The 13630-nt window shown below is 71.6% G+C and carries 15 protein-coding genes; 9 read left to right on the top strand and 6 right to left on the bottom strand.

The window, feature by feature from the left end; all coding sequences use genetic code 11:
* The first annotated feature begins 7 nt into the window (after positions 1 to 7).
* The 4 genes from ACFRKB_RS06570 (at position 8) to ACFRKB_RS06555 (ending at position 5895) form a co-directional block, all read left to right on the top strand.
* Entirely contained in the window at positions 8 to 2059 is a 2052-nt protein-coding gene (locus ACFRKB_RS06570; protein ID WP_383103825.1) for a bifunctional aldolase/short-chain dehydrogenase, read from the top strand.
* Between the two features lie 126 nt (positions 2060 to 2185).
* A complete protein-coding gene (locus tag ACFRKB_RS06565) occupies positions 2186 to 3688 on the top strand; it encodes a rhamnulokinase (RefSeq protein ID WP_383103823.1) in 1503 nt (500 codons plus the stop codon).
* A 148-nt stretch (positions 3689 to 3836) separates the two neighbouring features.
* The gene (locus ACFRKB_RS06560) at positions 3837 to 4859 is read left to right on the top strand and encodes a LacI family DNA-binding transcriptional regulator (protein ID WP_383103821.1); all 1023 of its coding nucleotides are present in this window, start codon (positions 3837 to 3839) and stop codon (positions 4857 to 4859) included.
* 4 nt (positions 4860 to 4863) lie between these two features.
* Complete coding sequence (locus ACFRKB_RS06555) at positions 4864 to 5895, top strand: phosphotransferase family protein (protein ID WP_383103819.1); 1032 nt, start codon at positions 4864 to 4866, stop codon at positions 5893 to 5895.
* Here ACFRKB_RS06555 and ACFRKB_RS06550 read toward each other — a convergent pair.
* Positions 5877 to 6407: a GNAT family N-acetyltransferase gene (locus ACFRKB_RS06550; RefSeq protein ID WP_383103817.1), complete on the bottom strand. Its 531-nt coding sequence runs from the start codon at positions 6405 to 6407 to the stop codon at positions 5877 to 5879. The two genes, ACFRKB_RS06555 and ACFRKB_RS06550, sit on opposite strands and share 19 nt — an antisense overlap.
* A 227-nt stretch (positions 6408 to 6634) precedes the next feature.
* Between ACFRKB_RS06550 and ACFRKB_RS06545 the strand changes: the two genes are divergently transcribed.
* Complete coding sequence (locus ACFRKB_RS06545; RefSeq protein WP_383103816.1) at positions 6635 to 7345, top strand: carbonic anhydrase; 711 nt, start codon at positions 6635 to 6637, stop codon at positions 7343 to 7345.
* A gap of 57 nt (positions 7346 to 7402) precedes the next feature.
* Here ACFRKB_RS06545 and ACFRKB_RS06540 read toward each other — a convergent pair whose 3' ends face one another.
* On the bottom strand, positions 7403 to 7534 hold the full coding sequence (locus ACFRKB_RS06540) for a hypothetical protein (RefSeq protein ID WP_383103814.1): 132 nt from the start codon (positions 7532 to 7534) through the stop codon (positions 7403 to 7405).
* A gap of 153 nt (positions 7535 to 7687) precedes the next feature.
* On the opposite strand from ACFRKB_RS06540, the gene ACFRKB_RS06535 reads away from it, so the two are divergent.
* Positions 7688 to 8662, top strand: coding sequence for a fibronectin type III domain-containing protein (locus ACFRKB_RS06535; protein ID WP_383103813.1), 975 nt, complete (start codon positions 7688 to 7690; stop codon positions 8660 to 8662).
* 75 nt (positions 8663 to 8737) lie between these two features.
* On the top strand, positions 8738 to 9091 hold the full coding sequence (locus ACFRKB_RS06530; protein WP_365975005.1) for a VOC family protein: 354 nt from the start codon (positions 8738 to 8740) through the stop codon (positions 9089 to 9091).
* Here the strand turns inward: ACFRKB_RS06530 and ACFRKB_RS06525 are convergent.
* A complete protein-coding gene (locus tag ACFRKB_RS06525; protein WP_383103811.1) occupies positions 9063 to 9473 on the bottom strand; it encodes a winged helix-turn-helix transcriptional regulator in 411 nt (136 codons plus the stop codon). The genes ACFRKB_RS06530 and ACFRKB_RS06525 overlap by 29 nt on opposite strands.
* A 151-nt stretch (positions 9474 to 9624) precedes the next feature.
* Between ACFRKB_RS06525 and ACFRKB_RS06520 the strand changes: the two genes are divergently transcribed.
* A complete protein-coding gene (locus tag ACFRKB_RS06520; RefSeq protein ID WP_383103809.1) occupies positions 9625 to 10599 on the top strand; it encodes an NADP-dependent oxidoreductase in 975 nt (324 codons plus the stop codon).
* On the opposite strand, the gene ACFRKB_RS06515 is transcribed toward ACFRKB_RS06520, so the two are convergent.
* Positions 10589 to 11695 (bottom strand): DUF6397 family protein, encoded by a 1107-nt coding sequence (locus ACFRKB_RS06515; protein ID WP_383103807.1) that lies wholly within the window; start codon positions 11693 to 11695, stop codon positions 10589 to 10591. The genes ACFRKB_RS06520 and ACFRKB_RS06515 overlap by 11 nt on opposite strands.
* 100 nt (positions 11696 to 11795) lie before the next feature.
* Positions 11796 to 12209 (bottom strand): roadblock/LC7 domain-containing protein, encoded by a 414-nt coding sequence (locus tag ACFRKB_RS06510; RefSeq protein ID WP_129766342.1) that lies wholly within the window; start codon positions 12207 to 12209, stop codon positions 11796 to 11798.
* 132 nt (positions 12210 to 12341) lie between these two features.
* Between ACFRKB_RS06510 and ACFRKB_RS06505 the strand changes: the two genes are divergently transcribed.
* Positions 12342 to 12770, top strand: coding sequence for a PPOX class F420-dependent oxidoreductase (locus ACFRKB_RS06505; RefSeq protein WP_383103805.1), 429 nt, complete (start codon positions 12342 to 12344; stop codon positions 12768 to 12770).
* Positions 12771 to 12896: 126 nt separating this feature from the next.
* On the opposite strand, the gene ACFRKB_RS06500 is transcribed toward ACFRKB_RS06505, so the two are convergent.
* Positions 12897 to 13598, bottom strand: coding sequence for an SDR family oxidoreductase (locus ACFRKB_RS06500; RefSeq protein ID WP_383103804.1), 702 nt, complete (start codon positions 13596 to 13598; stop codon positions 12897 to 12899).
* Positions 13599 to 13630 lie beyond the last annotated feature (32 nt).

Below are 13630 nucleotides of genomic sequence, written 5' to 3'. Positions count from 1 at the left end.
GGACATCATGACCGACCAGCCCCATATCCATCCTGTGGCAGCCCAGTTGCTCGACCGTTCGCACCGGCTCGGCGCCGATCCGCGCAACACCAACTACGCCGGCGGCAACACCTCGGCCAAGGGATCCGCCACCGATCCGGTGTCCGGTGACGAGGTCGAACTGATGTGGGTCAAGGGGTCCGGCGGCGACCTGGGCACGCTCACCGCCGGCGGACTGGCCGCGCTGCGGGTCGACCGGCTGCGCGCGCTGACCGGGGTCTACCCAGGGGTGGCGCGCGAGGACGAGATGGTCGCCGCGTTCGACTACTGCCTGCACGGCAAGGGCGGTGCGGCCCCGTCCATCGACACCGCCATGCACGGGCTGGTCGACGCCCCGCATGTGGACCATCTCCACCCGGACTCGGGGATCGCCCTGGCCTGTGCGGCCGACGGCGAGAAGCTGACGGCCGAGTGTTTCGGCGACACCGTGGTCTGGGTGCCCTGGCGCCGCCCCGGCTTCCAGCTGGGCCTGGACATCGCCGCGGTCAAGGAGGCCCATCCGCGGGCGATCGGCTGTGTGCTGGGCGGCCATGGCATCACCGCCTGGGGCGCCACCTCCGAGGAGTGCGAACGCAACTCCCTGCGCATCATCCGTACCGCCGAGACGTTTCTCGCCGAGCGGGGCGTGCCAGAGCCGTTCGGACCCGTCCAGCAGGGGTACGAGGCGCTGCCGGAGACCGAGCGGCGGGCCAGGGCGGCGGCGCTCGCCCCGCTGATCCGCGGTCTCGCCTCCACCGACCGGCCCCAGGTCGGCCACTACACGGACACGGAACCGGTCCTCGACTTCCTCTCCCGCGCGGAGCACCCACGGCTGGCGGCCCTGGGCACCTCCTGCCCGGACCACTTCCTGCGCACCAAGGTCCGCCCGCTGGTCCTCGATCTGCCGGCCGGCGCGCCGCTGGAGCGGGTACGGGAGCGGCTCGCGGAGCTGCACACCGCGTACCGCGAGGAGTACCGGGCGTACTACGAGCGGCACGCGTCGTCGGACTCGCCGCCGATGCGCGGCGCGGACCCGGCGATCGTGCTGGTGCCGGGCGTGGGCATGTTCTCGTTCGGCAAGGACAAGCAGACCGCCCGGGTCGCCGGGGAGTTCTATCTCAACGCGATCAATGTGATGCGCGGCGCCGAGTCCGTCTCCTCGTACGCGCCGATCGAGGAGTCCGAGAAGTTCCGGATCGAGTACTGGGAGCTGGAGGAGGCCAAACTGCGCCGGATGCCGGCCCCGAAGGCGCTGGCCTCCCGGGTGGCGCTGGTGACGGGTGCGGGCTCCGGGATCGGCCGGGCCATCGCGCACCGGCTGGTCGCCGAGGGCGCGTGTGTGGTGGTCGCCGATCTCAACACCGAGGGCGCGACCGCCGTCGCGGCCGAACTGGGCAGCGCGGACAAGGCCGTCGCGGTGAGCGTGGACGTGACCGACGAGGAGCAGATCAAGGCCGCGTTCGACGCGGCGGCGCTCGCCTTCGGCGGAGTGGATCTCGTCGTCAACAACGCGGGGATCTCGATCTCCAGGCCGCTGCTGGAGACCACGGCCCGGGACTGGGACCTCCAGCACTCCATCATGGCGCGCGGCTCGTTCCTGGTCTCGCGCGAGGCCGCCCGGGTGATGACCGCTCAGGGCTTCGGCGGTGACCTCGTCTATATCGCCTCCAAGAACGCGGTGTTCGCGGGCCCGAACAACATCGCCTACTCCGCGACCAAGGCCGACCAGGCCCATCAGGTGCGGCTGCTCGCCGCCGAGTTGGGCGGTCTCGGGATCCGCGTCAACGGCGTCAACCCCGACGGGGTGGTGCGCGGCTCCGGGATCTTCGCGGGTGGCTGGGGCGCGGAGCGCGCGGCGGTGTACGGCGTGGAGGAGGAGAAGCTCGGCGAGTTCTACGCGCAGCGGACGATCCTCAAGCGGGAGGTGCTGCCCGAGCACGTGGCCAACGCGGTGTTCGCCCTCACGGGCGGCGAGCTGAGCCATACGACGGGGCTGCATGTCCCGGTGGACGCGGGGGTCGCGGCGGCGTTCCTGCGCTGATGTCCTGGCGGACGCGTGGGGCCGGGCCGGTCCACCGGCCCGGCCCAGCGTGTCCGTCGCCCTCGCTCCAACCGTTGTCCCCCGCTGTCTCCCCCCGCTGTTCGACGAGTTCCGACGAGGTCAGCCGTGCCATCCACCGAACCGCTTCCCTTCGCCGCAGTCGACCTCGGCGCGTCCAGCGGCCGTGTCATGGTCGGGCATGTCTCCGGCCGGGGCTCCGGCACGCTGCGTCTGGAGGAGGTCCACCGCTTCCCCAACCGGCCGGTGCGGACCGCCGGCACGCTGCACTGGGACATCCTGTCGCTGTACGGAGGCGTGCTGGACGGGCTGCGGGCGGCCGGCGCGGCGGCGGGGCGCGCGCCGGCGAGCGTCGGGATCGACACCTGGGCCGTCGACTACGGACTGCTGGACGCCACCGGCGCGCTGCTCGGCAATCCGGTGCACTACCGGGACACCCGTACGGAGGGCGAGGCGGCGAAGGTCGGCGCGGTGCTGTCACCGTCCGCGCTGTACGGGGCCACGGGCCTCCAGTACCTGCCGTTCAACACGCTGTACCAGCTCACCGCCGCGCAGGGCAGTCCCGCGCTCGGCGCCGCGCGCCGGCTGCTGCTGATCCCCGATCTGATCGCGTACTGGCTCACCGGCGAGGCGGGAACCGAACTCACCAACGCCTCCACCACCCAGCTCATCGACCCCCGGACCCGGGAGTGGTCACGGCCCGTCGCCGACGCGCTCGGCATCGATCTGACGCTCTTCGCGCCGCTGCGCGGTCCGGGCGATCCGGCGGGACGGCTGCTCCCGGAGGTGCTCGCCGGGACCGGGCTGACCGGCCCGGTGCCGGTGACGGCCGTCGGCTCCCATGACACCGCCTCGGCGGTCGCCGCGGTGCCCGCCTCCGGGGACCGGTTCGCCTATGTCGCCACCGGCACCTGGTCCTTGGCGGGGCTGGAGCTGGACGCCCCGGTGCTCACCGAGGAGAGCAGGAGCGCCAACTTCACGAACGAGCTGGGCGTCGACGGCACGGTCCGCTATCTGCGCAACATCATGGGCCTGTGGCTGCTTCAGGAGTGTCTGCGCACCTGGGAGGCCGAGGGGACACCTCAGCGGCTCGACCGGCTGCTGCGGGAGGCCGCCGGGGTGCCGGGGCTGCGGTCGTTCGTGGACGCCGACGATCCGGCGTTTCTCGCGCCCGGGGGCATGCCGGACCGTATCCGGGACGCCTGCCGTCGCGTCGGGGGACCGGCGCCGGAGACTCCGGCCGAGATCACCCGCTGTGTCCTCGATTCCCTGGCGCTGGCGCATCGCCGGGCGATCGAGGATGCCCAGCGGCTGTCGGGCCGCGCCGTGGACACCGTGCATGTCGTCGGCGGCGGCGCCCACAACGAACTGCTGTGCCGGCTCACCGCGGACGCCTGCGGGCTGCCCGTCGTCGCGGGTCCCGCCGAGGCCTCCGCGCTCGGCAACGTACTCGTCCAGGCGCGCGCCGCGGGCGTCGTCCGGGGTGGTCTCGCGGAGTTGCGCGCCCTGCTCCGCGCGACGCTGGAGCCGCGCCGGTACGAGCCGGCCGGGGACCGGGCGGACTGGGACCGGGCCGCCGCGCTGCTCGCCGGCGCGGGAGCGCGGCGGTGACCTGCCGCCGGGGACACGCCTGCCCTCCGGAGGACATTCCTGTGGTGACATACCTGTGGGTGATATATCCGGGCGGGGCCATGTCCCCCGTTAGGATGGTCCACTCGGTCAGGGGAACCAACGAGATGTGACAGAACGGGCAGGACGCGTGGCACAGACGGTCGGTATCAAGGACGTGGCCCGGCTGGCGGGGGTCTCGGTCGGCACCGTCTCGAATGTGCTCAACCGGCCCGAGAAGGTCTCGGAGCAGACCCGGGTGCGGGTGCGGGCGGTGATAGACCAGCTCGGTTTCGTACGGAGCGAGACGGCCCGCCAGCTCAGGGTCGGTACCAGCCGCATTCTGGCCATCCTGGTGCTCGACATGGCCAACCCCTTCTTCGTCGCCGTCGCCAAGGGCGCCGAGCGGGCCGCGCGTGAGGCGGGGCTCGGGGTGATGCTCTGCAACAGCGCGGGCAGCCCGGCCGAGGAGGCGGAGTATCTGGCGCTCTTCGCCGAGCAGCGGGTGCGCGGGGTGCTGCTCACCCCGGCCGACACGACCGGGGTCAACGTAAGGGACTTCGCACGCCGGGGCATTCCGTTCGTTCATGTCGACCGGGCGGTGCCCGCCACCGAGGGGTGCTCCGTATCGGTGGACGATGTGGCCGGTGGCGCGCTCGCCATCCGGCATCTGCTGGCCGCCGGGCACCGCTCTGTCACCTATATCAGCGGCCCGATGTCGCTCCCCCAGTGCCGGGATCGCCGGACCGGGGCGCTGACGGCGCTGCGCGAGGCGGGTCTGCCCGAAGAGGCCCTGCGGCAGGTGGAGTCGGCGCGGCTCGACGTGGCGTCCGGAATCGACGCCGGGGCCCGGCTGCTGGGGCTCGCGGAGCGCCCGACCGCGGTGTTCTGCGCCAATGACCTGCTCGCGCTGGGCGTGTTGCAGGCGATGTACGGCGCCGGGGTGGACGTGCCGGGCGATGTGTCGATCGTCGGCTACGACGACATCGAGTTCGCGGCGGCGGCCGTCGTACCGCTCACGTCCGTCCGGCAGCCCGCCGACGCGATGGGGCGCGCGGCGGCGGAGATGCTGATGGACGAGACGGGCCCGGACGCGGAGCGTCACACGCATCGCTCCGTCGTCCTCCAGCCGGAACTGGTGGTGCGCAGTTCGACGCGCCGCCTGGGGCACTGAGCGCATGGCGGCCGGGTCCGAGTCCGTGTCCGTGTCCTCGGCGGCGGCCGGGGCCGCGCGTACGGCGGTCCGCGTGGCCGGGATACCGCCCCAGGACGTGGTGTCGTGCGAGCCGCTGTCGGGCGGTACGTACAACGCGCTCTTCCTGGTCTCGCTGCGTGACGGCCGTCGGTGGGTCGTGAAAATTCCCCCGTCCGTGTCACTCCCGGGCCTCGGGTACGAGCGTGATCTGCTGCGCGGCGAGGTCGAGTTCTATGCGGCGGTGGGCGCGGCCGGGGGCGTACCGGTGCCGGACGTGGTGCGGTACGAGACCGATCCGGGCGCCGCGACCGGGGCGTTTCTGATCATGTCGGCCTGTCCGGGTACGCCGTGGCAGGAGCTGGACGGGACGCTCGCCCCGGAGGAACGCGCGTGGCTGCGCCGCGAGTTGGGCGGGCTGGTGGCCCGGACCCATACGGTGACGGGCCCGGGCTTCGGCTATCCGGCACGGCCGTTCGGCCCGCTCGCGGGCAGCTGGCGTGAGGCGTTCACGGTCATGGTGGAGCGACTGCTGGAGGACGCCGTCCGCTACGGGGCACGGCTGCCGCGGACGCCCGACGCGATCCATGGCCTGATGACCGGGGCGTCGGAGGTCCTCGACGAGGTGACGGTCCCCGTCGCGGTCCACTTCGATCTGTGGCAGGGAAACATCCTGCTCGACGGCGCGCCCGGAGCCCGTAGCGTCAGCGCAATCATCGACGGCGAGCGGATGTTCTGGGGCGATCCGCTCGCGGACTTCGTTTCACTGGCCCTGCTCGGTGAGATCGAGGACGACGCCGACTTCCTCGCCGGGTACGAGGCGGCGGGCGGCCGGGCGCGGTTCGGGGCGTCGGCCCGGCTGCGGATGGCGCTCTACCGCGGCTATCTCTATCTGATCATGCTGACGGAAGGGGTACCGCGTGGTCACGGGGCCGACGAACGGGCCTGGGCCTGGCGCCATGTGGCCCCGCAACTCGAAGCGGCACTGCGGCGGCTGGATCAGGCGGGGGCGGCGTAGCAGCGGACGGTGACCGTCTGATCCGGGCTCCAGCGCTGATCGACGACCGCGAGCAAGCTCCAGCCCATGCGTTCGTAAAGTGCCGCCGCGGCGGCGTCGGTGGACACCACGTCCAGGACGGGGTGCAGACCACGGTGTCTCGCTTCCCGTGCGGCCTGGGCCATGAGCAGGGCGCCGATCCCGTGACCGCGCGCGGAGGGGGCGACGAACAGGCGGCTCACCACGGCGGTTTCGCGGATGGTGGTGCCGGCGCGGCTGCTCCAGAGCGCGGGGGCCACATCGCCCTCGCCCGCCGGACCGAGGGCGAGATGACCGACGATCCGGCCGTCCAACTCTGCTACCCAGGCATCCAGTTGGGCGGGATGGGCCAGCCAGCCCGTGGGGTGCTCCGGCCAGTTCACCGGGTATCCGTCGGCCTTGTGCACCTCGGTCAGGACCCGCACGCACGCGTCGAGATCATCCCTGCCGCGACGCCGGACATCACACATGGGGATGTCATCGGCCGTAGGCATCGTCTGTCGATTCACCGAACCATGCAACCACAGACGGGCGGCCTCGCCGGTCGGGCGTGACGGCTGAACTGCGGCGGAACGGACACCGAGCGCCCACTGAACCCGTGCTGTTTGAGCCACAGTTGGCTCAAGAGCGGGTCAACAAATCACCAAGTGAAATCGTTGGCCAAGGCTGTCACGGATAGTCTCCGGCCGTGATATTGACCAGACACGCACAGAGACCCCCCATGGCCACGGGAACGCCCCGCCGGACGCTGCTTCGCGCGGCCATCGCGGGAACCGCCGCCACGGCGGGAGTGACCCTTACCGCGTCCTCCGCGGGCGCGGCCGTCACCCGGCCGAGCAGCGCCCGCCCGGCAACTCCCGACCAGGCACTTCACGAGCTCTCCGAGGGCAACAAGCGCTGGCGTACCTTCCGGCAGCAGCACCCGCACGAGACCGAGACCCTGCGACAGACCCTGGTCACGGGGCAGCACCCGTTCGCCGTCGTCCTCGGGTGCATCGACTCCCGGGTGCCGCCGGAGCTCGCCTTCGACCAGGGCCTCGGCGACCTGATGACCGTACGGTCCGCCGGTGAGGTCCTGGACGAGGCCGTCCTCGGCAGCATCGCCTACGGCGTGCTGGAGCTGGAGATCCCGCTGGTCCTGGTCCTGGGCCACCAGTCGTGCGGCGCCGTCGCCGCGGCGGTCGAGGCGGAGGAGACCGGCGAGCGGCTGCCGGCCCACATCCAGTATCTGGCCGACCAGATCAAGCCCGCGATAGATCACTCCCAGCACGGCGACGCGCGCGTCGACGCCACTGTCAGCGCCAACGTCAAGATGGTCCAGGCCCGCCTCGCCGCCGAGCCCGACCTCGCGGCCAGGGTGTCCCAGGGCAAGCTGGCCATCGTCGGAGCCCGCTACGAGCTCTCCAACCAGCTGGTCCACCGGATCGTCTGACCAGCTCCCCGCGTCGCCACTCGATCGTTCCCTGACCGGGACCGGAAGGTGTCCCGGTCAGGGAACGATCGAGTCGATCAGCCCCTCTCTCGACTCCTCCGCGCCGGGCGTACGCACCGGTCCCGCGAGTACGGAGTTGACACCCACGCCGCCGCCCGCCGCGAGGCCCCTCGTCCGAGGCGATGCCACCCGGGCGCCGTGAGGAAGCCGCCGTCCGGCCGATGGCCATGGCGCGCGGAAGTCGTGATGATCCGTCATCGGATACCGCCTGCCCCTTGATGTGAACCCGACACCTGTGTCATATATGTCTAGACCATTGCCCCCCAGGTGGAGGACACGGCCATGAGAAGGACCTTCAGCCTTGCCGCCCTCGCGTCCGCCGCCATCCTCACGCTGGGCGCGTGCGGCTCCGACGACGAGGCCGCGAAGGCGCCTTCGGCCCCGGCCGGCGTCACGGCCCAGGCCGGGAGCGCCACTTCCGTCCATGTCATGTGGAAGCCGGCCCCCGGCAAGGACGGAGTCAGCGGATATGAGGTCTACCGGGGCACGACGAAGATCAAGGATGTGCCGGCCGATCAGACCATGATCGATGTCACCGGACTCAAGCCGTCGACCGCCTATACCTTCAGCGTCCGGGCGCGGGGCGCCGAGGGCACCGTCTCCCCGCCCAGCGGCGAACTGGCCGTCACCACACCGGCCGCGGTCGCCGAGGACAAGAAGGCCCCGGCCCGGCCGACCGGAGTGACGGGCACGAGCGACGGCGCCCGTGGCGCCCGGCTCAACTGGGCCGCGGCGGCGGCCGACCAGGGCGTCAGCTCGTACGACATCTACCAGGGCGGCTCCAAGATCCATAGCGTCGACGGGGACGCGACCGGCGCGCGGATCACCCAGCTGCGGCCGGGGACCCGCTACAGCTTCACCGTCGCCGCGCGGGACGCGGCCGACAACACCTCGCCCGCCAGCCGGGCCGTGGAGATCACCACCCCGCGCGGCCCCGGCGACGATCCCGACACCGCGCCCATCGATTTCCGGGCCACGACACACGCCGCCGACGGCGCCCACTATGTGGATCTGTCCTGGCTGGCGCCGAAGACCGGCGGCAAGGTCCCCTCGTACCAGATCTATCTCGACGGGAAGTTCGCGACGACGCTGATCTGGGGCGGCGAGCCTCCCACGGGCCGGGCCACCTACAGCGTCTACGCGAGCAAGAAGGCCGGTGAGACCTACCGGGTGAAGATCCGTGCCAAGCTGCCCGACGGCAACTGGGGCAAGTTCTCCGCGGAACGCACGATCGTCACCGGCGACGCCCGGCCCTGACGACGGACAACGGGCCCCGCTTGGGGGAAGGATGGGGCAGGCGGAACCGCCCGCAGTCACCGACAGGAGCCACCGATGTCCGTCCGCAGAGTCGTACCCGACATTCGGTCCGAGGCCATGCAGGAGAGCCGGGACTTCTACGGGCTCCTCGGACTGGAGGAAGTCATGAACCTGGGCTGGGTCATGACGCTCGCCTCCCCGTCCCAGCCCAGCGCGCAGCTGACGCTGATGCGGCACGACGAGTCCGTCGCCGTCGTCCCCGATCTGAGCATCGAGGTGGACGACGTGGACACGGTGTACGCGGCGGTCGTCGCGAGCGGCGCCGAGATCGTCTACCCCCTGCGCGACGAGGCGTGGGGGGTACGGCGGTTCTTCGTCACCGATCCCAACGGCCGGGTGGTCAATGTGGTGAGTCACCTCCGGCAGTGACACAGGCGGCCTCCTCCGTGCCGGACGATCTGATCTCGTCGAGATGGTTCTCCACCCAGGCCCGTACTTGCCCGAGCGGTTCGGCGACGCTCACACCGAGTGCGGTGAGCGCGTACTCCACATGGAGCGGAACGGCCGGATAGACCGTGCGGTCGACAAAGCCGTGGTCCTCCAGCCGGCGCAGGGTGCTCGTGAGCACCTTGGGACTGACGCCCTGGAGCCGTCGCTGCAGCGCGCCGAAGCGCCGCGGCCCCTCCTCCAGCGCGCCGATCGCCAGCGCGGCCCATTTGTTGGCCAGCAGATCGAGCACGTCCCGGCACGGGCACTGGGCCGCGTAGACGTCATGCTCGGCGTGTCGGCCCGTCGTACAGGTGATGGCCATCGCGCGTCCCTCCACACTGCTCTGAGCTGGATACTTCCCTGGGGATAGTAATCACCCTTGCGGGAAACCAATACCCCAGGGATAGCTTGCGGACGTCGGACAGCAGCCGCCGGGAGCGCAGACGCCCGGCACGCACCACAGGAGAACCGTGATGAGCAGCAACGCGAGAACGATGCGCGCGATCACCCAGGACGCCTTCGGCGGACCCGAGGTACTACGGCTCACCGAGCTGGCCCGGCCGGAACCACTGCCGACCGAGGTACAGGTCCGGGTCCACGCGGCGGGTGTGAACCCCGTCGACTGGAAGACCCGCGCGGGCGGCGGGATGTCCGGCGTGCTGGGGGAACCTCCTTTCGTGCTGGGCTGGGATGTCTCCGGCGTGGTGACGGAGGTCGGTTTCGGTGTCCACACCCTTCAGGTGGGCGACGAGGTGTACGGCATGCCGTGGTTCCCCCGGCAGGCCGGCGCCTACGCCGAGTATGTGACCGCGCCCGCACGGCAGTTCGCCCGGAAGCCCGTGTCGGTCGGCCACGACCTGGCCGCCGCGGTGCCGCTGGCCGCGCTCACCGCGTGGCAGTCGCTGGCCGACGCCGCGCGGGTCGAAGCGGGACAGCGCGTCCTCGTCCACGCCGCCGCGGGCGGTGTGGGCCACTTCGCGGTGCAGTTCGCCAAGCACCTCGGCGCTCATGTCATCGGCACCGCCAGCGCCGCCAAGCACGACTGGCTGCGCTCGCTCGGCGCCGATGAACTCATCGACTACACCTCGGTCCGGTTCGAGGACTCCGTACGCGATGTCGATGTGGTGATCGATCTCGTCGGGGACGAGCACGACGCGACGAGCACCCGCTCGCTCAAGACCCTGCGGCCCGGCGGTGTGGTCGTCGCCGTACCCTCCGGTATCTCCCCCGGGCTTCACGACGCGGCCCTCGCCCGGGGAGTGCGCGCGAGCGCCTTTCTCGTGGAGCCCGACGGCGCTTCCCTGGCCCGGATCGCGGAGCTGATCGACAAGGGCGTCACCAAGGTCGAGGTCGAGGACGTCCTTCCGCTGGCGGAAGCGGCCGAGGCACACCGCCGGGGCGAGCGGGGACGGACCCGCGGCAAGCTCGTCCTGCGCGTCACCTCCTGACCACCGCCCCCTGCCCCCTGGCGCGGTGGGCTCTCTCCCTCCTGACCCTCAGCCGGGTCAGGAGTCCCCGGTGCCCGCCCGCGCGCGCCGGCTCGTGCGCCACCGCCGCCGGCCCGGGCGCCGGTCCTGTCGGCCCGGGTGCCGGTGCGGCTGCCGGTCCTGTCCCGTCGTAGCGCCGGGCAGGACTTCCGGCATGCGGCGGGGAGTCGCCGGGGCGCGGAGCGGGGCGGGTGTGCCGGGCCGCCGTCAGCAGGGTGTCGAGACTGGCGCGATGCCACTGGATCTCGTCCGGATGATCCGCCACCAGCAGTCGCTGGACCGCCGTCCGCGCCGCCTCCGACTCGGGCCGGCCATGGCCGAGATCCGGCCGCAGCCGCTCCAGACAGGCGCGTTCGTACGGATCGGCCACCAGCTCGGCCAGCTGGACCGGGTCGAGCACACAGCCCGCGATGGCCGCCCGTTCCCAGGGGTCCCCGCTCTCACGCAGCAACTGGCCGATACGCCGGCCCCGCCAGTTGCGCGGACGCCAGTCCTCCCCCGCCTCCAAGCCGGCCCGCAGCGGCCGAGGAAACCGTCCGGTGAGCAGCGCCGGCTCCCTCGCGGCGAAGGACCGTAGCTCGTCGGCCAGATACAGCCATACGACCGCGCGATAGCGGTTCAGGTAGAACCGCACCGGCACGAGGAACCCCGACCGGGCCAGCTGCGTGAAGCGCCCCGGACTGACGGGCATCAGCGCCGCCCCCTCGGCCGTGCCCACGGTCCGCACCCGCTCGCGCAGGGTGTCCGGGAATCCCTCCGCCGCCCGCAGCCGGTCGATCTCCTGCCGGGTGACCTGCCGTCGGCCCTGGGTCGTCCCGGCGGTCGAACCGGCGGTCGTCGCGCCGGCGGTGGTGATGGTGCGGATGTGGCCGAGCCGCGCGGCGAGCTCGAACTCGCCTCGCCGCAGCTCCAGTTCCCGCGCGGCCCGGTCGGCGCCGACGGCCCGGTGCCCCTTCCCCGCGGTCTCCACCGCTCCGGCCGTCGCGGCCGGGGCGGTCGTGTTCGTCTCACCGGCATCGTGGTTCCGGGCCGGTGACTGAGCATCGCTGACGGACATTGGTGGTCCTCCCCCGTGAGGCGTAACTACTCTCGGTGACGACCGTAGCGCGACAGCGGCATTCCTCGCCGAACCTGTGGACAACTCCCCGCCAGAGCCCTCACAGACCGCTCAGACTGGTGCCTCCCGGCTGCCGCGCCGCGACACCCAGGTGCTCACCGACCCGGTTGACGAGCAGCGTCATCTCATAGGCGACCTGGCCGACATCGGCCTCGGCCGCCGTCAGTACGCACAGGCAGCTGCCATCACCGGCGGCGGTGACGAACAGCAGCGCCTCGTCGAACTCGACCATCGTCTGCCGGGCCTGGCCGGCCCGGAAATGCCGCCCCGATCCCCGCGCGAGGCTGTGCAGGCCGGAGGAGACCGCCGCGAGATGCTCCGCGTCCTCGCGCGCCAGCCCGCTGCTCGCCCCTGTCACCAGGCCGTCGTTGGACAGCACCAGCGCGTGCTTGATGTGCTCGACCCGTTCGGTCAGGTCGTCGAGCAACCAGTCGAGTCCCTTTTCCAACGGCATTGTCGTTCCTCCCCGTTCAGGTGTTCCCCAAGGTCCCGCAACGCTCGTAGCCTTCCGCACCGGCCGCTCCCGGGCAAGCGGTCCCCGGGGCGTCGCGTCGCGCCGGCCGCGCCTGCGGCGGAAAATGACGACATGGCGACAAACATGAGCAAGGAGCAGTGGCACGCCTTCGTCTCGGAAGGTACGCGCACCGGCAAGCTGTCCACCGTACGGGCCGACGGGAGCCCGCACATCGCGCCCGTCTGGTTCGTACTGGACGGCGACGATCTCGTCTTCAACACCGGCAAGGACACCGTGAAGGGCCGCAATCTGCTGCGCGACGGCCGGATCGCGCTGTGCGTCGACGACGAACGTCCCCCGTTCTCCTTCGTGGTGATCAACGGTCGGGCCGAGATCCACGAGGAGCCGGATCAGCTGCGCGTGTGGGCGACCCGGGTCGCCGCGCGGTACATGGGGGAGGAGCGGGCGGAGGAGTTCGGGGAGCGCAACGGGGTGCCGGGGGAATTGGTGGTACGGGTGAAGATCGACAAGGTGCTGGCGTACGCGGACATCGCGGACTGACGTACGAGCGGGGCGTTCGGCCCGGCTCCGTGCCGAACGCCCCGCCCCTGCCGCACGCTCCTCCCCACGCACGCAACCAAGCCCGCCCGCCTGCGCCTCATCGCCCAGCCCGCGCCGCGATCAGCGTCAGGCCGCCGGCCGCATGCTCAACCCCTCGACAGGTCCGGACAGCGCGGCCTTGAAGGCACGGCTGACCTCATCGGCGAGAACCTCGCTCTCGCCCTTCTCCAGCGCGGCGACGACCTCGCGGGCCACATCCCGCGGATCGTTCTTGGCGACGTCCAGCCTGCGGATCATGTCGGTGTCCGTGTACCCGAGATGGACACCCACCACCTGTGTCCCCTGGGGCGCCAGTTCCAGCCGGAGCGAGTTGGTGAGCGACCACAGAGCCGCCTTTGTCGCACCGTAGACACCGGCCCCGGCGGCCCAGGACAGCGCCGAGTGAATATCGACCAGCGCGCCGCCACCACGGGCCGCCAGCACCGGGGCGAACGCCTGGGCAACGCGCAGCGCACCGAACACATTGGCCTCGAAGAGAGCCCTGACCTCCTCGATGCCGACGTCGGTGAGCGGACCGCCGCCGGAGATCCCCGCGTTGTTGATGACGATGGAGACATCGCCGGCCGCGCGCGCCAGTTCGGCGACCGAGTCCCCGTCGGTCACCTCCAGCGGCAGGGGAACGATCCGCGGGTCGCTCTCGGCGACGGGCGTACGGGCGGTGGCGTAGACCTTGGCGGCCCCCGCCTCCAGCAGCTCCCGCACGAAGGCCCGGCCCAGGCCGCGCTGTCCTCCGGTAACCAGGGCGGTTGCTCCACTGACGGTGGTCATGTCGCTCTCTCCTCACGAAATAGACAGAGGCG

The sequence above is a fragment of the Streptomyces scopuliridis genome (assembly GCF_042790125.1).
In the GTDB taxonomy this organism is placed as follows: Bacteria; Actinomycetota; Actinomycetes; order Streptomycetales; family Streptomycetaceae; genus Streptomyces; species Streptomyces scopuliridis_A.
This window is presented reverse-complemented; position numbering and strand designations above follow the sequence as displayed.